General features: G+C 68.1%; 21 protein-coding genes. 18 read left to right on the top strand and 3 right to left on the bottom strand.

Annotated features, from left to right (window positions below):
* Nucleotides 1–209: 209 nt before the first annotated feature.
* Nucleotides 210–1187 (bottom strand): glycosyltransferase, encoded by a 978-nt coding sequence (locus J8J14_RS03570; RefSeq protein ID WP_209378093.1) that lies wholly within the window; start codon nucleotides 1185–1187, stop codon nucleotides 210–212.
* Entirely contained in the window at nucleotides 1184–1741 is a 558-nt protein-coding gene (locus tag J8J14_RS03575) for a GtrA family protein (RefSeq protein WP_245215350.1), read from the bottom strand. Before J8J14_RS03575 ends, J8J14_RS03570 begins: the two co-directional genes overlap by 4 nt.
* Between J8J14_RS03575 and J8J14_RS03580 the strand changes: the two genes are divergently transcribed.
* The 15 genes from J8J14_RS03580 to J8J14_RS03650 all read left to right on the top strand — a co-directional run bounded on the left by J8J14_RS03580 (nucleotide 1740) and on the right by J8J14_RS03650 (nucleotide 19234).
* A complete protein-coding gene (locus tag J8J14_RS03580) occupies nucleotides 1740–3353 on the top strand; it encodes an ABC transporter substrate-binding protein (RefSeq protein ID WP_209378094.1) in 1614 nt (537 codons plus the stop codon). The genes J8J14_RS03575 and J8J14_RS03580 overlap by 2 nt on opposite strands.
* A 77-nt stretch (nucleotides 3354–3430) precedes the next feature.
* A complete protein-coding gene (locus tag J8J14_RS03585; protein WP_209378095.1) occupies nucleotides 3431–5032 on the top strand; it encodes an ABC transporter substrate-binding protein in 1602 nt (533 codons plus the stop codon).
* A 15-nt stretch (nucleotides 5033–5047) separates the two neighbouring features.
* Complete coding sequence (locus tag J8J14_RS03590) at nucleotides 5048–6634, top strand: ABC transporter substrate-binding protein (RefSeq protein WP_408895475.1); 1587 nt, start codon at nucleotides 5048–5050, stop codon at nucleotides 6632–6634.
* A 128-nt stretch (nucleotides 6635–6762) separates the two neighbouring features.
* Complete coding sequence (locus J8J14_RS03595) at nucleotides 6763–8352, top strand: ABC transporter substrate-binding protein (RefSeq protein ID WP_209378097.1); 1590 nt, start codon at nucleotides 6763–6765, stop codon at nucleotides 8350–8352.
* Nucleotides 8353–8361: 9 nt separating this feature from the next.
* Nucleotides 8362–9303, top strand: a complete 942-nt coding sequence (locus J8J14_RS03600; RefSeq protein WP_209378098.1) for an ABC transporter permease — start codon at nucleotides 8362–8364, stop codon at nucleotides 9301–9303.
* Nucleotides 9300–10226 (top strand): ABC transporter permease, encoded by a 927-nt coding sequence (locus tag J8J14_RS03605; RefSeq protein WP_209378099.1) that lies wholly within the window; start codon nucleotides 9300–9302, stop codon nucleotides 10224–10226. Before J8J14_RS03600 ends, J8J14_RS03605 begins: the two co-directional genes overlap by 4 nt.
* 2 nt (nucleotides 10227–10228) lie before the next feature.
* Nucleotides 10229–11227 carry an ABC transporter ATP-binding protein gene (locus J8J14_RS03610; RefSeq protein WP_209378100.1) on the top strand — a complete coding sequence of 333 codons (999 nt, stop codon included), beginning with the start codon at nucleotides 10229–10231 and terminating at the stop codon, nucleotides 11225–11227.
* Entirely contained in the window at nucleotides 11224–12288 is a 1065-nt protein-coding gene (locus J8J14_RS03615) for an ABC transporter ATP-binding protein (RefSeq protein ID WP_209378101.1), read from the top strand. Before J8J14_RS03610 ends, J8J14_RS03615 begins: the two co-directional genes overlap by 4 nt.
* Before the next feature lie 71 nt (nucleotides 12289–12359).
* Nucleotides 12360–12863: a (2Fe-2S)-binding protein gene (locus tag J8J14_RS03620; RefSeq protein ID WP_209378102.1), complete on the top strand. Its 504-nt coding sequence runs from the start codon at nucleotides 12360–12362 to the stop codon at nucleotides 12861–12863.
* A gap of 18 nt (nucleotides 12864–12881) precedes the next feature.
* Nucleotides 12882–13673 carry an FAD binding domain-containing protein gene (locus tag J8J14_RS03625; protein WP_209378103.1) on the top strand — a complete coding sequence of 264 codons (792 nt, stop codon included), beginning with the start codon at nucleotides 12882–12884 and terminating at the stop codon, nucleotides 13671–13673.
* A complete protein-coding gene (locus J8J14_RS03630; protein ID WP_209378104.1) occupies nucleotides 13663–14970 on the top strand; it encodes an NAD(P)/FAD-dependent oxidoreductase in 1308 nt (435 codons plus the stop codon). The genes J8J14_RS03625 and J8J14_RS03630 overlap by 11 nt, the downstream gene beginning before the upstream one ends.
* A gap of 131 nt (nucleotides 14971–15101) precedes the next feature.
* Nucleotides 15102–15818, top strand: a complete 717-nt coding sequence (locus J8J14_RS03635) for a cold-shock protein (RefSeq protein WP_342452387.1) — start codon at nucleotides 15102–15104, stop codon at nucleotides 15816–15818.
* Nucleotides 15819–15977: 159 nt separating this feature from the next.
* Nucleotides 15978–16814 carry a flagellin gene (locus tag J8J14_RS03640; protein WP_245215351.1) on the top strand — a complete coding sequence of 279 codons (837 nt, stop codon included), beginning with the start codon at nucleotides 15978–15980 and terminating at the stop codon, nucleotides 16812–16814.
* Between the two features lie 87 nt (nucleotides 16815–16901).
* On the top strand, nucleotides 16902–18101 hold the full coding sequence (locus J8J14_RS03645) for an acetyl-CoA acetyltransferase (protein ID WP_245215352.1): 1200 nt from the start codon (nucleotides 16902–16904) through the stop codon (nucleotides 18099–18101).
* A gap of 68 nt (nucleotides 18102–18169) precedes the next feature.
* A complete protein-coding gene (locus J8J14_RS03650) occupies nucleotides 18170–19234 on the top strand; it encodes an acetoin utilization protein AcuC (protein WP_456307504.1) in 1065 nt (354 codons plus the stop codon).
* Here the strand turns inward: J8J14_RS03650 and J8J14_RS03655 are convergent.
* Complete coding sequence (locus J8J14_RS03655) at nucleotides 19212–20357, bottom strand: bifunctional 2-C-methyl-D-erythritol 4-phosphate cytidylyltransferase/2-C-methyl-D-erythritol 2,4-cyclodiphosphate synthase (RefSeq protein WP_209378107.1); 1146 nt, start codon at nucleotides 20355–20357, stop codon at nucleotides 19212–19214. The two genes, J8J14_RS03650 and J8J14_RS03655, sit on opposite strands and share 23 nt — an antisense overlap.
* Before the next feature lie 125 nt (nucleotides 20358–20482).
* On the opposite strand from J8J14_RS03655, the gene dusB reads away from it, so the two are divergent.
* From dusB to ntrC, 3 genes are read left to right on the top strand one after another with little or no spacing between them, the layout of a single operon-like run.
* Nucleotides 20483–21607 carry a tRNA dihydrouridine synthase DusB gene (dusB, locus tag J8J14_RS03660; protein WP_209378108.1) on the top strand — a complete coding sequence of 375 codons (1125 nt, stop codon included), beginning with the start codon at nucleotides 20483–20485 and terminating at the stop codon, nucleotides 21605–21607.
* A 9-nt stretch (nucleotides 21608–21616) separates the two neighbouring features.
* Nucleotides 21617–22756, top strand: a complete 1140-nt coding sequence (locus tag J8J14_RS03665; protein ID WP_209378109.1) for a two-component system sensor histidine kinase NtrB — start codon at nucleotides 21617–21619, stop codon at nucleotides 22754–22756.
* Nucleotides 22757–22783: 27 nt separating this feature from the next.
* Nucleotides 22784–24229, top strand: a complete 1446-nt coding sequence (gene ntrC, locus J8J14_RS03670) for a nitrogen regulation protein NR(I) (RefSeq protein ID WP_209378110.1) — start codon at nucleotides 22784–22786, stop codon at nucleotides 24227–24229.
* The last annotated feature ends 1 nt before the right edge of the window (nucleotide 24230 follow it).

Here is a 24230-nt window from a genome sequence, read left to right on the forward strand (position 1 = left end):
ATACCGTCAGCTGCAGCAGGTTCACCACAAGGCTGAACACACCAACGGCACCAAACTGAACCCGGCACCCCGACAAAGCACTCTCAAGCGCATTCAGCCGCGGCGGTACCATCCAATGCTCCTACAGGCACTTGCACGGGGCGATGCACCAGGGCGGTCATTTCGCCACGCCATCGTCCGATAGCACAAGTCATGATTCGAAAAGCAAACTATCGCTTTGCACCCGGGGCAGGTGAGCTCCATGCCGTTTCGAGGGCCTCTGGCCCGCCAGGGGCGGGCTGCGCCAGATACGCGATGCGCTTGGCCTCAATTCGCCCGCGGGTGACCGTATCGAGCACCAGGCCGCAGGTCAGGCAGAGGAAGGCCAGCAGCATGAACATGGTAGAGGCCAGGAAAGTAGGCAGGCGCGGCACCAGCCCGCTCACGAGATAGGTTTCGAGCACCGGCAGGAAGAGTGCCACGGAGAGCAGGGCCAGGAAGAGGGCAAGGAGCCCGAAGAAGAGCCGCGGCCGCTCCCGCTGCACCAGCGCCAGAATCATCCGCAATATCTTGAAGCCGTCCCGGTAGGTCCGCAGCTTGGAGACGGAGCCGGCGGGCCGCTCGCTATAGGCCGTACGGATCTCCCCCACAGGCATGCGCAGCTCCAGCGCATGCACCGTGAACTCGGTCTCGGTTTCGAAGCCCTGGGCGAGGGCAGGGAAGGACTTCACGAAACGCCGGGAAAAGCAGCGATAACCCGAGAGCATGTCTGTGACCCGGTTGCCGAAAACCTGCCGAACCACCCCGGTCAGCACCCGGTTGCCCAGGCGGTGGCCCAGGCGGTAGGCAGCCTGTGCCTCCGTGACCCGAACCCCCGTCACCATGTCCAGCCGCTCCTCCCAGAGCCTGCGGAGCATGGCCGGGGCGGCGATGGGATCGTAGGTGCCGTCCCCGTCCACCAGGACATAGATGTCGGCTTCCACATCGGCGAACATGCGCCGGACAACATTCCCCTTGCCCTGGAGAGGCTCGGTGCGGACGACCGCGCCCGCGGCGGCGGCCCGCTCGCGCGTGCGGTCGGAGGAGTTGTTGTCATAAACATAGACGACCGCCTCCGGCAGCGCTGCCCGGAGACCTGACACGACCTCGCCGATCGCCGCCTCCTCGTTGTGGCAGGGAATCAGGACGGCAATGCGGGTCAATGTCATGCGGGGCGGAAGACGAAGCGGCGCGAGAGCAGGAAATTCCCGCCCATTCCGGCCAGCGCCCCCGCGGCAACGGCCAGGACGGGGTGAGCAGCCGCCAAAGGCAGCCTCGCGACGAGCAGCGCGTAGGTGCCGTAATTCACGGCGAAGCCCACCAGGTTCACCAGGACGAAAAGCGCCCATTGCCGCCCGATCGTCCCGTGCCCCGTCTCCCGCGCCGCGTTGCTGAATGTCCAGGCCCGGTTGAGCGCCCAGGTTGTGCTGGCAGCCACCAGATAGGAGAGGGCGCGCCCGCCATAGAGCTCGGCCCCGGCCGCCAGGGCAGCGTAGAGCACCACGGTGTCGACGACGAAGCCTGCCGCGCCCACCACCCCGAAGCGGAGGAACTCGGCGGTCAGGGCACGATGCCTGGGCGACAGAATCCGGTCCGGCCGGAGGGTGCAGCGCATCAGGCCGGTGTAGCGGCTGCCCGGGCTGGCGTGAAGGCAGGGCTTGCGCGCCGGGCGCGGCTGCGCTTGCCTCTCCGGATTCCGCCCGAAAGGATCGAAAGAGCGCATGCCTACGGATCGACGTCGCTTCCTCGCCGGCGGCGCCGGCCTTGCCCTCGCAGGCACCGGCCCGATCGGCCTCGCGCGCCCCGCCCTGGCCCAGCCGGCCGGCGCGCGCGTGCTCAAATTCATCCCCCAGTCCGACGTGACGGTCACGGACCCCATCATCACCACGGCCTATGTGACGCGCCACCATGGGTACGCGATCTGGGACACGCTGTACGGCTTTGACGAGGACTTCAACCCGCAGCCGCAGATGGCCGAGGGCCACCGGGTCGAGGATGACGGGAAGCGCGTGACCATCACGCTCCGCCAGGGGCTGAAGTGGCATGATGGCGGGGCGGTGACCGCCAAGGACTGCGTGGCCTCCATCCGCCGCTGGGCCGCGCGCGATGCGCTCGGCCAGGTGCTGATGGCGCGCACGGACGCACTGGAAGCGCCGGATGACCGTACGATCGTCTTCCGCCTGAAGCAGCCCTTCCCGATGCTTTTCACGGCGCTCGGCAAGCCGAGCACCCCGGTCTGCTTCATGATGCCCGAGCGCATCGCCAGCACCGACCCCAACCAGCCCATCCGCGAGCTGATCGGCAGCGGCCCGTTCCGCTGGAAGGCGGACGAGCGCGTGCCCGGCTCCCGCGTGGTCTATGAGCGCTTCGCCGACTACGTGCCCCGCGCCGATGGGACGGCCAGCTGGACCGCCGGGCCCAAGCGCGTGCATCTTGACCGGGTGGAGTGGCACGTCATCCCCGACGCCTCGACCGCGGCGAATGCGCTCACCAATGGTGAGATGGACTGGTGGGAGCAGCCGACCGCGGACCTGCAGCCCACGCTGCGCCGCAACCGCAACGTGGTGATGGAGATCCCGGACCCGACCGGCCTCTGTGCCATTGCGCGCTTCAACCACCTGCACCCGCCCTTCAACAACCCCGCCATTCGGCGCGCCCTGCTGGGTGCCGTGGTGCAGGGCGACTACATGACGGCCGTGATCGGCACCGACCGCTCGCTTTGGAAGGATGGCAACGGCTTCTTCCCGCCGGGCACGCCGCTGGCCAGTGATGTGGGCATGGAGGCGCTGACCAGCCCGCGCGACATGGAGAAGGTGAAGCGCGACCTGGCCGCCGCCGGGTATAAGGGGGAGAAGGTCGTCGTCATCGCCGCCTCCGACTTCCCCTCGCTCAATGCGCTGGCCCAGGTCGGCAACGACATGCTGACCCGGGCGGGCCTGAACGTGGAGTTCGTCTCCACCGACTGGGGCAGCGTGGTGCAGCGCCGCGCCAGCCGCGAGCCGGTGGAGCGTGGTGGCTGGAGCATGTTCTTCACCTTCTGGGCGGGGCTGGACATGATCAACCCCGGCGTCAGCCAGAGCCTCCGCGGGAATGGGCAGCAAGCCTGGTTCGGCTGGCCGACCATGCCCCGCATCGAGGAGCTGCGGACGGCCTGGTTCGATGCGCCGGACCTGAATGGCCAGAAGAAGATCGCGCAGGAAATCCAGCAGGTCGCCTTCCAGGAGGTGCCTTACCTGCCGCTCGGCCAGTATTTCCAGGCCACGGCGTACCGCCGGAACATCTCGGGCGTGCCGAAGGGCTTCCCGATGTTCTGGAGCCTGCAGAAGGCAGCCTGACCTATTCCTGGGACGTCGGGCTTGCCCCGGCGTCCCGCATGCTGCTCACATGACGGCGACGTTAAGGAGCAGGACGGATGATTCGACGCCGCCACCTCTTGGGTGCCGCGGGGGCCGCCGCTGTTGGGCCGGCCTCCTTCGCTCCCTCTAGCCCGGCCCTGGCCCAGCCTGCGGGGCAGCGCGTCCTCAAGATGGTTCCCCAGGCCAACCTGACCAGCCTGGACCCGATCTGGACCACGGCGAACATCACCCGCAACCATGGCTACATGGTCTATGACAACCTCTACGGCATGGACTCCCAGTTCCGGCCCCAGCCGCAGCTGGCCGAGGGCCATTCGGTGGAGGACGACGGAAAGCGCGTCATCATCACCCTGCGCCAGGGGCCGAAGTTCCATGATGGCGAGCCCGTGCGCGCGGCCGATGCGGTGCAGAGCCTCAAGCGGTGGATGCGCCGCTCTCCCTCCGGGCAGAAGCTCGCGGAGTTCGTGGATGAGCTCTCGGCTCTCGATGACCGGCGCCTCCAGTTCCGGCTGAAGCGGCCTTTCCCGTTCCTCTTCTCGGCGCTTGCCCAGGTCAGCAACAGCCCCGCCTTCATCATGCCTGAGCGGCTCGCGCAGACCGATGCCTTCCAGCAGATCCGGGAGTCCGTTGGTAGCGGCCCGTTCCGCTTCAAGGCGGACGAGTTCAACTCCGGCAGCCTCGTTGTCTATGAGCGGAACCCAAATTACAGCCCCACCCCGGTCGGCACGCCGAGCCTGACGGCCGGTCCGAAGGTGGTGCATTTCGACCGCGTCGAGTGGCAGATCATCACCGATGCCTCCACGGCCGCCGCTGCGCTGCAGGCCGGCGAGATCGACTGGTTCGAGCAGCCGCCCCCCGAAATCCAGCAGCTTCTCCGCCGCAGCCGCGCCCTTTCCGTGGAGGCGATCGACCCGCTTCCGCTGACGGGCATCCTCCGCTTCAACCACCTGCACCCGCCTTTCAACGACAAGAAAATGCGCCAGGCCTTGCTGCCGGCGATCGACCAGGCGGACTTCATGCAGGCCATCGTGGGCACGGAGCCCGGCCTGTGGGAGCCCGCTGGCATCTTCACCCCCGGCACGCCCCTGGCGAGCGATGTGGGGATGGAGCCGCTGAAGGGGCCGCGCAGCCTGGACCGTGCGAAGGCGCTGATGCGCGAGGCCGGCTACACGAACCAGCCGATGCGGCTCGTCGGCCCCACCGACATCCTGGCGCCCTCGGCCATGACGCAGGTCTGCGCGGATCTCGTCCGGCGCCTCGGCTTCAACGCCGATATCGTGCTCACGGACTGGGGCACCACCGTGCAGCGCCGCACGAGCCGCGAGCCGGTGGACAAGGGCGGCTGGAGCATCATCCTCACTGCCTTCTCCTCTTTCGATTTCGTGGACCCGTCCGCGCACTTCCCGCTGCGCGGCAACGGCACCAGCGCCTGGCCGGGCTGGCCGAACATCCCCCAATTGGAGACGCTGCGCGACGAGTGGTTCGTGGCGCCGAATCTCGAGGACCAGAAGCGCATCGCCCAGCAAATGCAGCGCGTGGCGATGGACGAGCTGCCCTATATCCCCGTGGGTGCCTATAAATCCCTCACGGGCATCCGGCGCGACCTCCGGGATCGCGTGCCGGGCTTTGCCATTTTCTGGAACATGAAGCGGGCCTGAGGGAGAGAGTCGATGCTGCACCGCCGCGACGCCTTCAAGGGACTTGTTGCGGCGGCTGCCGCAACAGGCCTTTCCTCACCGGCCCTCGCCCAGGGAAGTGCCGCGCGCGTGCTGCGCGTGGTGCCCCAGGCCAACCTCACCAGCCTGGATCCGGTCTGGACGACCGCGGTCGTCACCCGGAACCATGCCTATCTGGTCTATGACCAGATCTGCGCGGTGGATTCCACGAACACCCCCCGCCCGCAGATGGCGGAAGGGTGGGAGATCGGGAATGACGGTCGGGAATGGACCTTCACGCTCCGGACAGGGCTGAAGTTCCACGACAACGAGCCTGTCCGCGCGCAGGACTGCGTGGCCAGCCTGAAGCGCTGGATGGTGCGGGATGTCTTCGGACAGGCACTCGCGGCCCAGACTGACGAGCTTTCGGTGCTGGACGACCGGCGCTTCCGCTTCCGGCTGAAGAAGCCCTTCCCCTTCCTCGCCCTCGCCATCGGGAAAAGCCAGAACCCGTGCTTCATCATGCCGGAGCGGCTTGCGGCCACCGATCCGTTCACGCAGGTCCGGGACGCGACGGGCTCCGGCCCTTTCCGCTTCGTGCCGGGTGAATGGAACCCGGGCCAGACCGCGGTATGGGAGAAATTCGCCGGATACCAGCCGCGGCAGGAGGAGCCTGACGGCCTTGCGGGAGGGCGCATGCCGCGCCTGGACCGCATCGTCTGGACCGTGATCAGCGATCCCGCGACCGCGGCCTCGGCCATGGTCAATGGCGAGCAGGACTACTGGGAATATCCGCTGCACGACCTGCTGCCGTTGCTGCGGCGCTCGCGTGACCTGGTGGTCGAGCAGCGGCTGCTCGAGGGCACCTATGGGGTGATGCGCTTCAACCAGCTGCACCCACCCTTCAACAACCTCGCGGTACGGCGCGCCGTGGCCATGGCGGTGGACCAGCGCGACTATCTGCGGGCGGTTGCCGGCGACGACCCGAAGGGCTGGGGCACCTGCGAGGGTGTCTTCACCTGCGGCACCAGCCTGGCCAGCGATCAAGGCAGCGATATCCTGCGGACCCGCAACATCGACCGTGCCAAGGCCGCGCTGCGGGAGTCAGGCTACGCGGGGGAACGCGTGGTGCTGATCGCGCCCAGCGACTATCCGCAGATCAACGCGCTCTCCCTAGTCACCGCCGATCTGATGACCCGGATCGGGCTGAACGTGGAGGTCGTCTCGGCCGATTGGGGCACGGTGGTTCAGCGCAGGGCCAGCCGGGAGCCTGTGGAGAAAGGTGGGTGGAGCGTGGTGCACACCACCTCCTCGGGCAGCGACCTCGGGGTGCCCACCATCCATCTGTTCCTGCGCGCGAACGGGCCGAATGCCTGGTTCGGCTGGCCTCAGGACGACCAGATCGAGGCACTGCGCGCCCAATGGCTGGACGCCCCCAGCGAAGCCGAGAGCAAGCGCATCGGGGCGGCGCTGAACCAGCGTGCCATGGAGGTGCTGCCCTATATCCCGCTGGGCTTCTACTGGCAGCCCAGCGCCTGGCGCCGCAACCTCACCGGGGTGTTCCGCGCGCCCGCCACGGTGTTCTGGAACATCTCGAAGACCTGAATGGCACGCGCCGTGCTTGGGGCGGGTTGTCATCCGTCCGTCACGCTGGTGCGATGGATGAAATTCCGGCAGGCTCGCCGGGCAGGGAAGATGGGCACGGCGAAGGCCGGCCCGATGGGGGCTTGGAAATGGATCGTCGTTCGTTCTTGAAGGCTGGATCGGGGCTCGCCGCCGCCGGGCTTTCCGCCCCGGCGCTGTCACAGGGGGCCGATGCCCGTACCCTGCGCTTCGTGCCGCAGGCGAATCTCGCGAATTTCGACCCGATCTGGGGCACGCAATATGTGGTCCGCAATGCGGCGGCGATGGTGTGGGACACGCTCTATGGCGTGGACGCCCAGCTCCAGCCGCAGCGCCAGATGGTCGAGAGCGAGGAGGTTTCCTCGGATGGCCTGACCTGGACCTTCAAGCTGCGCACCGGCCTGAAGTTCCATGACGGCGAGCCGGTACTGGCCAAGGATGCCGTGGCCAGCATGAACCGCTGGGCCGTGCGCGATCCGATGGGCCAGATGATCCGCGCCATCCAGAACGAGTTGGTCGCGGTGGATGACCGGACCTTCCGTTGGTCCCTGAAGCAGCCCTATCCGAAGATGTTGTTGGCCCTGGCCAAGAACAACGCGCCCTGCAGCTTCGTCATGCCCGAGCGGATCGCACGGACGGATCCGTTCCAGCAGATCACGGAATATGTCGGTTCCGGGCCGTTCAAGTTCGCCCGTGGGGAGTGGGTGCCCGGCGCCAAGGCCGTCTTCGAGAAGTTCGGCGATTACCAGCCGCGCAGTGAGCCTGCCTCCTGGCTGGCCGGCGGCAAGCGCGTCATGGTGGATCGCGTCGAATGGGTGGTGATGCCCGATCCCGCCACGGCGGCCGCGGCCCTGCAGAATGGGGAGGTGGACTGGTGGGAAAACCCGATCAGCGACCTGATGCCGCTCCTGCGCCGCAACCGGAATGTCCAGGCCGATATCGCCGATCCGCTCGGAAATATCGGCACCTTCCGCATGAACCACCTGCACGCGCCCTTCAATGATGTGCGTGCCCGCCGCGCCGTGCTCATGGCCATCGACCAGGCGGACGTGATGCGCGCCATCGCCGGCGATGACGAGAACATGTGGAAGCGCCTGCCGAGCTTCTTCACCCCGGGCACCCCGCTCTATTCGGAAGCGGGCGGCGACCTGCTGAAGGGGCCGCGGAACTATGACGCCGCGAAGAAGCTCCTGATGGAGAGCGGCTACAAGGGCGAGCCGGTGGTCATGCTCGTGGCCCAGGACCAGCCCATCACCAAGGCCCAGGGCGACGTGACCGCCGAGGCCATGCGCAAGATCGGCATGAATGTCGATTATATCGCGACCGACTGGGGCACGGTGGGCAGCCGCCGCGCGATGAAGAACCCGCCCAGTCAGGGCGGCTGGAACGTGTTCTTCTCCTGGCATGCGGGGGCGGACTGCATCAACCCGGCCGCCTACACCGCCATTCGCGCGAATGGCGACAACGCCTGGTTCGGCTGGCCGAGGAGCGAAGAGGTCGAGGCCAAGCGCGATGCCTGGTTCGCCGCGACCACGCTGGACCAGGAGAAGGCCGCCATGGCCGAGCTGAACAAGGCGGCGATGGACCATGTGATCTTCGCGCCGACGGGCTTCTTCACCTTCTACACCGCCTGGCGCCGGAACGTGTCCGGCATCGTGAAGGGGCCGTTGCCCTTCTTCTGGGGTGTTTCCAAGAGCTAGGGTATCAGGATGTTCGCCTACGCCATACGCCGGATCATCGCCACCATCCCCGTGATGGCGGTCGTGGCCCTCTTCGTCTTCAGCCTGCTCTACATCTCGCCGGGTGACCCGGCGGCGGTGATCGCGGGCGACCAGGCCACGCCCCAGGATGTCGAGCGCATCCGGGCGAGCCTGGGCCTCGACCGGCCCTACCTCGTGCGCTTCGGCGAATGGGTCTGGCACATCGTGCGGGGAGACCTCGGGGTCTCGATCTTCACGAACCTGCCGGTCAGCACCATGATCCAGCAGCGGATCGAGCCGACCCTGTCGCTCATGGTGATCACCCTCATCCTGGCGGTCAGCATTGCCGTGCCGATGGGGGTCATCGCCGCCTGGAAGCAGGGCACCTGGATCGACCGGGCCGTGATGGGCTTCGCCGTGCTCGGCTTTTCGGTGCCGGTCTTTGTGGTCGGCTACCTGCTGGCCTATGTCTTCGCGCTCGAGCTCGACTGGCTGCCGGTGCAGGGCTACACGCCCTTCTCCCGTGGGATCTGGCCCTGGTTCCAGAACCTGATCCTGCCGGCGGTGGCCCTGGGCGGCGTCTATATCGCGCTGATCGCACGCATCACCCGTGCGACCATGCTCGAGGTGCTGCAGCAGGACTACATCCGGACCGCCAGGGCCAAGGGCGTCGCCCAGCCGGGTATCCTGTTCCTGCACGCGCTGAAGAATGCCGCCGTGCCCATCGTCACCGTCATCGGCATCGGCGTCGCGCTGCTGATCGGCGGTGCGGTGGTGACGGAAAGCGTCTTCGCCATTCCGGGGCTTGGCCGGCTGACGGTGGATGCCATCCTCCGCCGAGACTACCCAGTGATCCAGGGCGTGATCCTGCTGTTCTCCTTTACCTATGTTCTGGTGAACCTGGTGATCGACCTCCTCTACACCCTGTTCGATCCGAGGATCCGGTATTGAGCACCACCACCATCGCACCGGGCGCCCTTCGGGCTGAGGACGTCGCGGCTGCCGCGCCGCTGCCCGACGTGTTCCCCCCCGTGAAGGCCAGGCGCGGCTTCATCGGCTATATCCGCCGTAATCCGATCATGGCCTTCGGCGGCCTGCTGATGATCCTCATCCTGCTCATGGCGATCTTCGCCCCGTTCCTGTGGACGGTTGACCCGACGGCACTCGCCCCGGCCCGCCGCACGCGCGAGCCTTCGGCCATGTACTGGTTCGGCACGGACATGCTGGGCCGGGATGTGTATTCGCGCGTGCTCTATGGCGCTCGCGTCTCGCTGATCGTCGGCTTCTCGGTCGCCTTCTGCGCATCAGTGATCGGGCTGACCATCGGCCTGATCTCCGGCTTCGTGCGCTGGGCCGACGCGATCATCATGCGGATCATGGATGGGCTGATGTCCATCCCCTCCATCCTTCTCGCCATCGCCCTCATGGCGCTGACGCGGGGCAGCGTGGGGAACGTGATCCTGGCCATCACCATCGCCGAGGTTCCGCGCGTCTCCCGCCTCGTGCGCGGCGTCGTGCTGTCCCTGCGCGAGCAGCCCTATGTCGATGCGGCGGTCGCCTCCGGTACCACCACGCCCCGGATCATCATCCGCCACATCCTGCCCAACACGCTCGCGCCGCTCACGGTGCAGGCGACCTATATCTGCGCCAGCGCCATGATAGCGGAAAGCATTCTCTCCTTCATCGGCGCGGGCACGCCGCCCATCATCCCGTCCTGGGGCAACATCATGGCGGAGGGCAGGGCCCTCTGGCAGGTGAAGCCCTACATCGTCTTCTTCCCGGCCATCTTCCTCTCGCTCACCGTTCTCGCGGTGAACCTGCTGGGCGATGGGCTGCGGGATTGGCTCGACCCCCGTATGGCGAAGAAGGTCTGATCATGGCCGAGACACCTCTCCTCGACGTCCGGATGCTCCAGACCCATTTCCGCACGCCGGACGGCGTCAACCGCGCGGTGGACGGTCTCTCCTTTCATGTGAATGCGGGTGAGACCGTCGCGATCGTCGGTGAGTCGGGCTGCGGCAAGTCCGTGACCGCGATGTCCATCCTCCGGCTCATCCCGGAGCCGCCCGGGAAGATTGCCGGCGAGATCATGCTGCAGGGCAAGGATCTGCTGAAGCTGTCGGATCGCGAGATGCGCGCGATCCGCGGCAATGATGTCAGCATGATTTTCCAGGAGCCGATGACATCGCTGAACCCGGTCCTCACGGTCGGGCGGCAGATCGGCGAGACGCTCCGGCTTCACCAGGGGCTCAGCAGCCAGCAGGCCGAGGACAAGGCGGTGGAGATGCTGAAGCTGGTCGGCATCCCGGCGCCTGAACGGCGGGTCAAGGAATATCCGCACCAGCTCTCGGGCGGCATGCGCCAGCGCGTAATGATCGCCATGGCGCTTGCCTGCAACCCGAAGCTGCTGATCGCGGATGAGCCGACCACGGCGCTCGACGTGACGATCCAGGCCCAGATTCTGGACCTGATGAGGGATCTGAAGCACCGGGTCGGCGCCGCGATCGTCCTCATTACCCACGACCTAGGCGTGGTGGCCGAGGTCGCGGAGCGGGTTATCGTCATGTATGCGGGCCGGAAGGTCGAGGAAGCGCCGGTGCAGGAGCTCTTCAGCGACCCCAAGCACCCCTATACCCAGGGGCTGCTCGGGGCGGTACCGAAGCTGGGTTCCTCCCTGGATGGAACCACCGAGCGCCTGGCTGAGATCCCCGGCCTCGTGCCCAGCCTCAAGAAGCGCATCGATGGCTGCGTCTTCGCCACCCGCTGCCCCAAGGTGACCGATCTCTGCCGCGCCGTCGCGCCCGCGCTGGAGCCCAAGGCCCCGAACCATGTGGCCGCCTGCCACTATGCCGAAAAGGAGCTGATGGCGGCATGAGTGCCAAGCTTACCAACACCTCCGTCTCTCACGCATCCGCGCCCGGCCAGCCGATCCTGCAGGTCGATGACCTGAAGAAGCATTTTCCCCTCCGTGGCGGGCTGTTCGGCGGCGTCACGGGGCAGGTCTATGCGGTCGATGGCGTGTCCTTCGAGATCGCGAAGGGCGAGACGCTCTCCCTCGTGGGTGAGTCGGGTTGCGGGAAATCCACCGTCGGCAAGGCGGTGCTGCGCCTGTTCGACATCACCGCGGGCCAGGTGGTGCTCGACGGGACGCGGATCGACACGCTGCCCGCATCCACGCTGCGCCCGATGCGGCGGCGGGTGCAGGTGGTGTTTCAGGACCCCTTCTCCAGCCTCAACCCGCGCATGCGGGTGAAGGACATCCTGGCCGAGCCGATTCGCAATTTCGGCATGGCGAAGGATTCGGCCGATCTCGACCGGCGGCTCGCTCATCTCATGGACACGGTCCGCCTGCCGCGCGACGCCATCAACCGCTGGCCCCATGAGTTTTCCGGCGGGCAGCGCCAGCGCATCGGGATCGCCCGGGCGCTCGCGGCGGAGCCGGACCTCATCATCTGCGACGAGGCGGTCTCCGCCCTGGACGTGTCCGTGAAGGCGCAGATCGTGAACCTCCTGCAGGATCTGCAGAAGGAACTGGGCCTCGCGCTGCTCTTCATCAGCCACGACCTGGCGATTGTGGAGCACATGACCCATCGCGTCGCGGTGATGTATCTCGGCAAGATCGTGGAAGTGGCGCCCCGCCGCAGCCTCTTCGCCGCGCCGAAGCATCCCTACACCCAGGCGCTGCTCTCCGCCGTGCCGGTGCCCCAGCCCGGGGCGGCGCGCCAGCGCATCATCCTGAAGGGCGATGTGCCGAGCCCGATCAACCCGCCCAGCGGCTGCCGCTTCCACACCCGCTGCCCCTATGTCTTCGACCGTTGCCGGGTGGAGGAGCCGTTGTTGAAGCCCACTGAGCCCGGCCATACGGCGGCGTGCCATCTGCACGACCTCCCGGCCGCGCAGAACCCCCTCTCGGGAGAGGCATCGCCCCTCCATTAGGGCGAGGCTCGCTTGACGCCCCGGAGCCTCCGCGCGAGGTTCCGTGGCATGATTTGCGCGGGGAGGTGACCATGCCGAGTGTCAGCCTGACGGTGAACGGCCAGCGCCACAGCGTGGAGGTGGAGGGGCGAACCCTCCTTGTGGAACTGCTCCGGGAGCAGCTTCGCCTGACCGGCACACATGTGGGTTGCGACACCAGCCAGTGCGGCGCCTGCGTCGTCCATGTGGATGGCGAGAGCGTAAAGTCCTGCACCATGCTGGCCGTGCAGGCGGATGGCAGTTCCGTGACGACGATCGAGGGCCTGGCCGCCGCCGACGGCACGCTGCACCCGATGCAGGAAGCCTTCCGCGAATACCATGCCCTGCAATGCGGCTTCTGCACCCCGGGCATGGTGATGTCCGCGATCGACCTCGTGCAGAAGCACCCGCAGGGCATGACGGAGCACGAGATCCGCGAGGGGCTGGAGGGCAATCTCTGCCGCTGCACGGGCTACCACAACATCGTCAAGGCGATCGCGGCCGCGCAGGAGGTCATGCATGGCCGCCGCGAGGCGCTGGCTCCTGCCGAAGCGTGAACCGGAGGCACGATCGCCATGTATGATTTCGCCTTCCACAAGCCCGCCAGCCTCTCCGAGGCGGTGGCCCTGCTGGCCGATCCGGATGCCCGCCCGATCTCCGGCGGGCAGACCATCCTGCCGGCGCTGAAGCATCGCCTGGACCGCCCCTCGGCCCTCGTGGACCTTTCCGGCATCGCCGAACTCCGCGAGATCCGGCGGGAAGGGGACAAGCTGGTCATCGGTGCCATGTCCCGCCACGCCGAGATCAGCGCGGATGCGACGGTGCGGGCCGCCATTCCTGCCCTGGCCCGCATGGCCGGCAGCCTCGGCGATACCCAGGTGCGCAACCGTGGCACCATGGGCGGCTCCCTGGCCAATAACGACCCCGCGGCGGACTATCCCGCTGCCGCCATGGGCCTGGGTGCCACTTTCGTCACGAACCGCCGGCGCATCGGCGCGGATGACTATTTCCTCGGCATGTTCACCACCGCGCTGGAGCCGGGGGAGCTGCTGACCGCGATCGAGTTCCCGATCCCGGAGAAGGCAGGCTACGCGAAGATGCGGAACCCAGCTTCCCGCTACGTGATGACGGGCGTTTTCGTTGCGCGCGGGCCGGCGGGCGTGCGGGTGGCGGTGAATGGTGCCGGACCTGGCGTCTTCCGGCAGGCCGAGATGGAAGCGGCCCTGGCCGCCAATTGGTCGCCGGAGGCGGTGGCAGGGATCCGCCAGTCCCCCGACGAGCTGAATGGCGACATTCATGGCAGCGCGGAATATCGGGCACATCTCGTCAACGTGATGGCGAAGCGCGCCATCCTGGATGCCGGCTGAGACCGGGCCCCCGGCTGCGTTCGGAAGCGCGCCGCCGGGGGCGCACCTCGTCGTCATCGGCGCCGGAATCCTGGGCGCCACCACGGCCCTGGCCGCATTGGACCGGGGCTTTCGGGTCACGATCCTGGACCCCGGCCCGCCCGGCGGAGAGCAGGCTGCTTCCTACGGGAATGGCTGCTGGCTCTCGGTGATGTCGGTCATCCCGCCCGCCGTTCCCGGGCTCTGGAAGCAGGTTCCGGCTTTCCTGCGTGACCCGCTCGGGCCGTTGGCGATCCGCTGGTCCTATCTACCGCGCGTTCTTCCCTGGCTTTGGGCCTATCTCCGATCTGGTTGGACGGAGGCGCGGGTCCTCGAAACTGCGCGGGCCCTCCGGACTCTGCTGGCGGATGCACCGGCACTTCATAAGGCCCTGGCCGAACGCGCCGGGGTAGGCGATCTCATCCGGCGCGACGGGCTCGTGTATGTCTATCCCTCCCGCGCCGAGTTCGAGCGGGAAGCCATGGGTTTCCGCATCCGCCGCCAGGTCGGGCTGAACTGGACGGAGATCGGCCCGGAGGAGATGCGACAGATCCAGCCGGAGCTGGACCCCCGCTACGGCTTCGGCGCCCTTTTCGAGGAAGCCGGGCATTGCACGGATCCCGGCGCCTATGTCGCCGCCCTGGTGGAGCAGGCGGTGTCGGAGGGCGCGATCCTGCGCCGCACGGCCGCGACGGGCTTCCGGATCGAGGCGGGGCGGCTGAAATCCGTCCGGACCGGTGAGGGCGAGATCGCAGCGGACCGGGCAGTGATCGCAGCAGGGGCGCGCTCAAAGCACCTCGCCGCGGCAGCGGGCTCCCGCGTGCCGCTTGAGACGGAGCGCGGCTACCACGCTGTCGTCCTCGATGCGGAAGTCGGTCCCCGTATTCCCATCATGCCGTCCGACGGGAAGATGGGCATCACGCCCACCCGCGCCGGGCTGCGCGCCTCGGGGCAGGTGGAGATCGCCGGGCTCGAAGCCGCGCCGAACTGGCGCCGCGCGGAAATCCTGCTGGACCACCTGCTCCGGGCCTTCCCGAAGCTGCCGCGCGATCTTCCGCCCGAGCGCATCGCGGTCTGGATGGGGCACCGCCCCTCCATGCCGGACGGGCTTCCCTGCCTTGGCGTTTCGGCCGCCACGCCGGATGTGGTTCTCGCCTTCGGGCACGGCCATGTCGGGCTGGTGGCCGCGCCGCGCAGCGCGCTCGCGGCTGCGGCCCTCGCAGCGGGTGTCAAGCCGGAAATCGATCTCGGGCCCTATGACCCCCGCCGATTCGGCTAGCATTCCTTGCCGGGGCATGCCAGCATGACGATACCGGTCCTGCATCCCGTCGGGCCGATCTATGCGGATAGTGAGATACAGTGTTCCCCGAGAATGAATCGCAGGGTGGCACCGGGCCCGTCGAGGCTGAGGTGAAGTGGTACAACGGCCGCAAGGGTTTCGGCTTCGTGCTTGGGCCCGACGGACAGGACGTTTTTTTCCACGCTTCGGCGATGGCCGAAGCCGGCATTCAGTCGGCTGATACGGGTGACAAGCTCGTCTGCGAGATCGGCACGGACCGGCAGGGCCGTCGCCTTGTGACCCGGATCATGGAGCTGAAGCCGGGCCCTGGCGGTGGCGCCGGTGGTGGTGGTGGCGGTGGCTTCGGTGATCGTCCGCGCCGTGAGTTCGGCGGTGGTGGCGGCTTTGGCGACCGTCCGCCGCGCCGTGACTTCGGTGGCCCGCCGGGCGGTGGTTTCGGTGATCGTCCGCGCCGTGAGTTCGGCGGTGGTGGTGGCTTCGGCGACCGTCCGCCGCGCCGTGACTTCGGCGGCCCGCCGGGTGGCGGCTTCGGCGGTGACCGTGGCGGCTTCGGCGCCCCGCGCCGCGAGTTCGGTGATCGCCCGCCGCGCCGTGACTTCGGCCGTGACGAGGGTGGCCCGACCTATGCCGTGAACGGCACCGTGAAGTGGTTCGACCAGGTTCGCGGCTTCGGTTTCGTGACGCCGGATGATGGTGGCCAGGACGTGTTCCTGCACTCCTCCGTTCTGCAGCGCGCCGGCGTGACCGATGTGCAGCAGGGCCAGAAGGTGGCGCTGGACGTGCGCGACGGCCAGCGTGGCCGCCAGGCCGTGCAGTACAAGGGCTGATTGGCCCATCCTGCCGGATGAACGGGAAGCCCTGGCCTTGCGCCGGGGCTTTCTGATTCAGGGATGACATTTCCCGATCGAGGTTAGGTCTTCCTTCACGCATTGCGGCCAATCTCCCCCTGAGGGCGGGAGAGCCGCCAACGCGAAGGGAAGACCCCGATGGCGATGAACTCGGTCAATACGAACCTCGGCGCACAGGTGGCGCTGCAATCGCTGAACCGCACCAATGAAGCGCTCTCCATCACGCAGAAGCGCGTCTCCACCGGCTACCGCGTCGCGGACGCCAAGGATGACGGCGCGGCCTTCGCCGTGGCGCAGGCGGTTCGGGCCGACATTGCCGGCCTGACCTCCGCGAATGAGCAGATGGGCAGCGTGCAGGGCATTCTGGACACGACATTGTCCGGCCTGAACAAGGTTTCGGACACGATGACCGAGATCCGGGGCGTCTTGGTCAAGCTGGCGGACGGAACCCTCTCTTCCTCGCAGCGCACGCAGTACCAGTCCCAGTATGAGTCCCTGCGAACCCAGGTTCAGAACTACATCGCGGATGCGACCTATAACGGCCGCACGCTGCTCACCACCTCCACCGGCGCAGGCGGCGGCAATATCGCGACCACCCGCAACGAGCAGGCGACGCTCTACACCCTCTCGGCGGTCGAAGGCGCGACCAGTCTGGTGGTGGCTACGGCTCCGACCGATGCCGCGGCCGCCGCTTCGGCGCTGGCCTCAACGGGCGACTTCGTAACGAAGATGACGGCGGTGAACACCGCCCTGAACACCTTCGGCTCCAATTCCACCTATCTCGAAGCCCAGATGAGCTACAACAAGGAGAAGCTGGACGCGCTGGAGACCGGCCTGGGCTCGCTGATCGATGCGGACCTCGCGAAGGAGAGCGCCAAGCTCCAGGCGCTCCAGATCAAGCAGCAGCTCGGCACCCAGGCCCTTGGCATCGCCAACCAGTCGCCGCAGGGCCTGCTCAGCCTGTTCCGCGGGTAAAGCGGCGCCGGAAGGCCCGCTGCAACGCCGTGTTGGACAGGGCTCCCGAACCACCTATCTTTCCCGCAAGCACGGGAGGGATGAGACATGTCCGGAGCCGGAATGGGCGGGGTAGCCGCCGGGGCCTGCATCGTGGGCTGGTCCCATTCGCCTTTCGGCCGGCTGGAGGACGCTCCGGATGCCGAAACGCTGATCGGCCGGGTGGCCCGGGCGGCGATCGAGGATGCCGGGATCGACCCTCAGGAGGTCGATGCCATTTATGTCGGCCACTTCAATGGCGGCTTCCAGAAGCAGGATTTCCCGGCCTCGTTGGTGCTGCAGTCCCTGCCGGAGCTGCGCTTCAGGCCCGCGACGCGGGTAGAGAATGCCTGCGCCACCGGTTCCGCCGCCATCCACGGGGCAATGGATTTCCTGGCCGCAGGGCGCGGCCGCTTCACGCTGGTCATCGGTGTCGAGAAGATGACGGCCATCCCCGGTGCCCAGGTCGGCGATGTTCTGCTGGGCTGCGCCTATCGCCGGGAGGAGGGGGAGATCCCCGCTGGCTTTGCCGGTGTGTTCGCCCGCATCGCTGAATCCTATTTCCAGCGCCATGGGGACCAGTCCGATGCGCTGGCGGCGATCGCGGCGAAGAACCACCGCAACGGGGTGGATAATCCCTACGCCCAGATACGGAAGGATCTGGGCTATGAATTCTGCCGCACCGAAAGCGAACGGAACCCGATCGTGGCCGGTCCACTCAAGCGCACCGACTGCAGCCTTGTTTCCGACGGTGCCGCGGCGCTGGTGCTGACGGACGCCGAGACGGCCGCCACGATGGGGAAGGCCATCCGCTTCCGCGCCGCAGCGCATGTGACGGATTTCATGCCCATCTCCGCGCGCGACATCACCCGCTTCGAGGGCGCGCGCGAGGCTTGGCGACGCGCCTACGACGGCGCCGGGATCAGCGTCTCGGACCTCTCCTTCGCCGAGGTTCACGACTGCTTCACCATCGCCGAGCTGATCGATTACGAGGCCATGGGACTGGTGCCCGAAGGGCAGGGGGCCCGCGCCGTGCTCGACGGCATGGTGCAGAAGGGCGGGCGGCTGCCGGTGAACCCCTCCGGGGGGCTGAAGTCCAAGGGGCACCCGATTGGTGCGACCGGCGTCTCGATGCATGTTCTCAGCGCCATGCAACTCGCCGGGGAGGCCGGCGCGATGCAGGTCCCGGGTGCCACGCTGGGTGGCGTGTTCAACATGGGTGGGGCAGCCGTCGCGAATTATGTCTCGATCCTGGAGCGGCTGCGCTGAGGCACCCGCTCCTTATCGGTTCGGAGATCTACCGGGGTTCCACCTATGGGCCGAAGCACCCGCTGGCCATCCCGCGGGTTCCGGCCATGCTGGACCTGGTGCGCGCACTCGGCTGGCTGGATCCGCAGCGCTATCTCGACAGCCCGCGCGCCACAACCGCGCAGCTGACGCGCTATCACACCCCTGACTATATCGCAGCGCTGCAAAGGGCGGAGGAGGAGCAGTCCGTCCCCGCGGAGGTGCGGGAGCGCCACCACATCGGGGCCCACGGGAACCCTGTCTACCGGGAGGTGTTCCGCCGCCCGGCCACGAGCGCGGGAGGCGCCATCCTGGCCGCCCGACTCACGCGCAGTGGCGGCATCGTCCATGTGCCCGGCGCCGGAACGCACCACGCCTTCCCCGATCGCGCGGCGGGCTTCTGTTACCTGAACGACCCTGTGATCGGGTTGCTGGAATGGCTCGATCTCGGCCTCGACAACATTCTCTACGTCGATATCGACGCGCATCACGGGGACGGCGTGGAATACGCGTTTCGGGAGGACCCGCGCGTCTTCACGCTCTCGGTGCATGAGGCCGGGCGCTGGCCCTTCACGGGGCGGCTGGAGGACCGGGCGGGCGGGCATGCCCGGAACATCCCGGTCCCGCAGGGCTTCAATGACACGGAGATGGAGCATGTGCTGCATTCGGTTATCCTGCCCATCCTCCGGCACCTTCGGCCCCAGGCCGTCATGCTCCAATGTGGCGCCGACGGGGTGGAGGAAGACCCGCTGGCGCGACTCTCCCTTTCCAACAACGCCCATTGCGCCGTGGTCCGGGCCCTCATGGCGGAGGCGCCGCGTCTGATCGTGACGGGCGGCGGCGGCTACAATCCCTGGACGGTGGCGCGCTGCTGGGCCGCCGTCTGGGGCACGCTGGACGGGCGCGCAATGCCCGCCCGCCTGCCGCCCGCGGCGGAAGCGGTGCTCCGTGCGCTGGACTGGTCCCGCGCCGCCGGCCGCAATCCGCCCGAACACTGGTTTACCACCCTGGTGGACGCCCCGCGTCCCGGTCCCCTCAGGCCGGAAGTCGTGGAGGCCTGCCAGGCGGTGCTGCAAGGCCTCCCGCCCGCTGTCAGGCCGGCACGAGCAGGCTGACCGCTGCCTGGGCCGCGATCCCTTCCTCCCGCCCGGGGAAGCCGAGCCGCTCCGTGGTCGTCGCTTTCACCGAGATACGGTCTTCCGGCACTCCCAGCAGCTCGGCGACGCGGGCGATCATCGCCGGGGCATGCGGGGTGATCTTCGGGCGCTCGCAGATCAGCGTCACATCCGCATTGGCCAGCATCCCGCCACGGGCGGCGATCCGGCCGGCCGCGTGGCGCAGGAACTGCGCACTGTCCGCATCCTTCCACTCCATCTGGCTCGGCGGAAAATGCCGGCCGATGTCCCCTTCGGCCAGGGCGCCGTAGATGGCGTCGCAGAGCGCGTGCAGGCCCACATCGGCATCAGAATGCCCGTCCAGCCCCAGCGAGTGGGGCACTTGCACCCCGCAAAGAAAAAGCGGCCGGCCCTCCACTAGGCGGTGCACATCGAAGCCAGTGCCGGTGCGCGGGATGTAGCGCGGCAGCAGGCCAGCCTCGGCCCGCTCGAGGTCGCCGGGATAGGTGATCTTCACATTGCTCTCCGATCCGGGGACGATCCGTACAGCGTGGCCCGCCGCTTCCAGCAGCGCGGCGTCATCGGTGGCGCCTTCGGGCGCGCTGCGATGCAGGGCAAGCAGGGTTCCGAAACGGAAGCCCTGCGGCGTTTGGGCGCGGTACAACCCTTCGCGTGGCACCGTCCGCAGGATCTTGTCTGCTTCTGCGAGTTTCAGCGTGTCGGCCACAGGCTGGGCGGGGATGGCGCCTTCCGAAGTCTCCAATGCCGCCAGCACCGCGGCCACCGTTCCGGCCGGGACCACGGGCCGCGCCGCGTCATGCACCAGCACGATCGCGGGGCCCAGCGCGGACAGGGATTCCAGCCCTGCGCGCACGCTGTCCTGCCGCGTGGCACCACCCGTAACGGCCGGGAGCGCCGGAAGGCCGGTGAGCAGCGAATCCACCCGCGCCCGCTCCGGCTCTGCGCAGACGGGCTGGATCGCATCCACCAACCCATCGCGCAGCAGGGCCTCGGCGGCGTGGCGCAGCACCGGGCGCCCGAGAAGCGGCAGAAACTGCTTGGCCTCGTTTCCGCCGAGCCGCTCTCCGCGCCCGGCCGCCATCAGCAAAGCCGCCACCCGCATGCCGTCATTCCCCTGTCCTGCGGCGGAACCTACCCGCAGTGGGGCCGAAGGCCCAGATCGGCTCAGGCAGGCCTCTCATGCAATGGCGCTTGACCGGGCGCCTGCACAGTTGATAGGCACAATACATGTCCACATCATCACGCGTCGGAGAGACTGCCCAACTCGAAGGCACGCCCCGGTTGCGCCCGATCGTTCTGGGGAACGTGCGGATCGCGCGGCCGGTGATCCTCGCCCCCATGTCAGGCGTCACCGACCTTCCTTTCCGCCGCATCTCCCGCGCGCGGGGCACGCCCATGGTGGTGAGCGAGATGATCGCGAGCCAGGCCATGGTGCGCGAAAATCGCCAGACCCTGAAGATGGCCGAGGTGGATGGCTTCGGCGGCCCGGCCAGCGTGCAGCTTGCCGGATGCGAGCCGGAAGTGATGGCCGAGGCGGCAAGGCTCGCCGTGGATCGCGGCGCCGCTCTGGTGGACATCAATTTCGGCTGCCCCGTGAAGAAGGTGGCGATTGGCCAGCAGGCCGGCAGCGCCCTGATGCGGGACGAGGTCAAGGCCGCGCGCATCCTGGAAGCCACGGTGCGCGCCGTGAACGTGCCGGTCACGCTCAAGATGCGTATGGGGTGGGACCATTCCAGCCTCAATGCGCCGAACCTCGCCCGCATCGCGGAATCCTGCGGGATCCGGATGGTGACGGTGCATGGGCGCACGCGGCAGATGCTCTACACAGGCACGGCGGACTGGGCCTTCGTGGCAAAGGTGAAGGCGGCGGTCGGCATCCCCGTGATCGTGAACGGCGACATCCTCGGCCCGCTCGACGCCGAGGAAGCGCTGCGGCAATCCGGTGCGGACGGCGTGATGATCGGGCGCGGCGCCTATGGCCGTCCCTGGCTGGCCGGGCTGGTGGCGGAATACCTGGCGACCGGTACCATGCCCGCGCCCCCGTCCCTGGCGGAGCAGCACGCCATGCTGCTGGAGCATTACGCCGACATGCTCTCGCATCACGGCAGCAACCCCGGTCTGCGCCTCGCCCGCAAGCATATCGCCTGGTACTCGCGCGGCTTGCCCGGCAGCGCCGAGTTCCGCGTCCGCATCAATGCGGCCGACACGGTCGAGGAGGCGATGGCGGCCATTGAGTCCTTCTACCGCCCGCTGCTTGAGGCCGGGGTGGAAGGCGTGCGGGACATGTTCCGCGAGGCCGGCCGCGACGCGGCGGCTGCGGACGGCGCCGAAGACGAAGCCCTGGCAGCCTGAGAGAGAACCATGCCCGACAGCATCGATTTCTTCCAGAAGTCCGGGCTGCCGGGAACCGCCCATCTCCTGTCGGCCCTGCCGGTCCCGGTGGTGCTGCTGGACGTGGAGGAGCGCTTCTGCTTCGCAAACCCGGCGGCCGAGCTCTTTCTCGGCCTCTCTTCCTCCACCCTGGCGCAGATGCACCTGACCGACCTGCTGCCGGAGGATTCACGGCTTCCGGCGCTCGTGCGTCAGGTCCGCGCGGCGGATGCGCCTGTCTCGGACCATGACCTGGTTCTGCATTCCCCTCGCCTCCATCGGGAAGGCGTGGCGGCCCATGGCGCCCCCTTGCCCGAGATGCCCGGTGCCGTGGTGCTGACCCTGCAGGATGGCTCCACCGCCCAGAAACTGGACCGCCAGCTCAACTTCCGCGGCGCCGCCCGCGGTGCCAGCGCCATGGCCGCCATGCTGGCGCATGAGGTGAAGAATCCGCTCTCCGGCATCCGCGGGGCCGCCCAGTTGCTGGAGCAGGCGGCGAGCGAGGCGGATCGCGAGCTCTGCGTCCTCATCCAGGACGAGGCGGACCGCATCCGTGACCTGGTGGAGCGGATGGACATGTTCTCCGAGCGCCCGCTGGAGCGAGAGGCGGTGAACATCCATGAGGTGCTGGACCATGTGCGCCGCATCGCTGCCACCGGCTTCGCCGCCCATCTGCGCATCCTGGAGGAATACGACCCCTCCCTCCCACCCGTCTGGGGCAACCGCGACCAGCTGGTGCAGATCCTGCTGAACCTGGTGAAGAACGCTGCCGAGGCGGTGGACCCGCGCGAGGGCGAGATCGTCCTCACCACCGCCTATCGCCACGGCGTCCGCCTCGCCATTCCCGGCTCGCGCGAGCGGGTGCACCTGCCGCTGGAGGTGACCGTGCGGGACAATGGCCCCGGCATCGCCGAGGATGTGCGCGCGAGCCTCTTCGAGCCCTTCATCACCACCAAGCGGGGCGGGCAGGGGCTGGGCCTGGCGATGGTGGCAAAGCTGGTGGCCGATCATGGCGCGCTTATTGAATGCGACAGCCGGCCGGGCCGGACGGTGTTCCGCCTCTCCCTGGCGAAGCCGCCGGCTGGTGCCGCCCTGGCGCAGCAGCGTGCCCGCATCCGCCAGCCCGCCTGACCCTTCCCCTCCCAGCCCGGAAGAAGAATGACCGAACGCACCATCCTCATCGCGGATGACGACCGGGCCATCCGCACCGTCCTCGCCCAGGCCCTTGGGCGCGCCGGCTACAATGTCCGCGCGACCTCCTCGGCCGCCACGCTCTGGCGCTGGGTCGAGGATGGGGAAGGGGACCTGGTGATCACCGACGTGGTGATGCCGGACGAGAACGGGCTGGACCTCGTCCCCCGCATCCGCCGGGTGCGGCCGGAGTTGCGCGTGGTGGTGATGAGCGCGCAATCCACCTTCGCCACGGCGCTGAAGGCGGCCCAGCGCGGTGCCTTCGACTACCTGCCCAAGCCCTTCGACCTCAAGGACCTGCTCTCCCTCGTCCAGCGCGCCCTGGCCGCGCCCGCGACCGCCACTGAGGAAGATGGCGATGGCCCTGAAGAGGAGCGCCTGCCCCTGGTGGGCCGCTCCGCCGCCATGCAGGAGATCTACCGGACCGTCGCGCGGCTCACGACGACCGACCTGACGGTCATGATCACGGGCGAGTCAGGCACCGGCAAGGAACTTGTCGCCCGCGCCCTGCACGACTACTCCCGGCGCCGTTCGGGAAATTTCGTGGCCGTGAACATGGCCGCCATCCCGCGCGACCTGATCGAGGCGGAGCTGTTCGGCCATGAACGCGGGGCATTCACCGGCGCCATGGCGCGCGGCATCGGCCGCTTCGAGCAGGCCGCCGGGGGCACCTTGTTCCTCGACGAGATCGGCGATATGCCGCCGGAGGCGCAGACCCGCCTCCTTCGCGTCCTGCAGGAAGGGGAATTCACCACGGTCGGCGGCCGCACGCCCATCAAGGCGAATGTCCGCATCGTGGCCGCGACCCACCGGGACCTGCGCCAGGCCATCCGCGCCGGGGTGTTCCGCGAGGACCTGTTCTATCGCCTCAACGTCGTCCCGATCCGCCTGCCGCCGCTGAGGGAGCGCGCGGAGGACATCCCCCTGCTCGCCCGCCACTTCCTCGACCGGGCGAAGGCCGCGGGGCTCCCCGCGAAATCGCTGGACAACGAGGCGGTGGAGCGGTTGAAGGCCCATCCCTGGCCAGGAAATGCCCGCGAGCTGGAGAACCTGATGCGCCGCCTCGCCGCCCTGTACCCCCAGGAGGTGATCGGCGAGGACGCGGTGGCGGCCGAGCTGATGGAGGCCGAGGCCGTGCAGGGCGCCCCGGCCGCGCCGGCCATGCCCGAGACGCTGGAGCAGGCCGTGGAGCGCCATCTCACCACCTTCATGAGCGCCCAGCGGGACGGGCTTCCGGTGCGCGACCTTTATGAACGCGTGCTGGCTGAGGTGGAGCGCCCGCTGCTCCGCCTGGCCCTGGCGAACACGCGCGGCAACCAGATCAAGGCGGCGGCCATGCTCGGGCTGAACCGGAACACGCTGCGCAAGAAGATCCGGGAACTGGAACTTCCGGTCGTGCGGGGCCTCTCATGAC

Source organism: Pararoseomonas baculiformis (assembly GCF_017813395.1).
In the GTDB taxonomy this organism is placed as follows: domain Bacteria; phylum Pseudomonadota; class Alphaproteobacteria; order Acetobacterales; family Acetobacteraceae; genus Roseomonas; species Roseomonas baculiformis.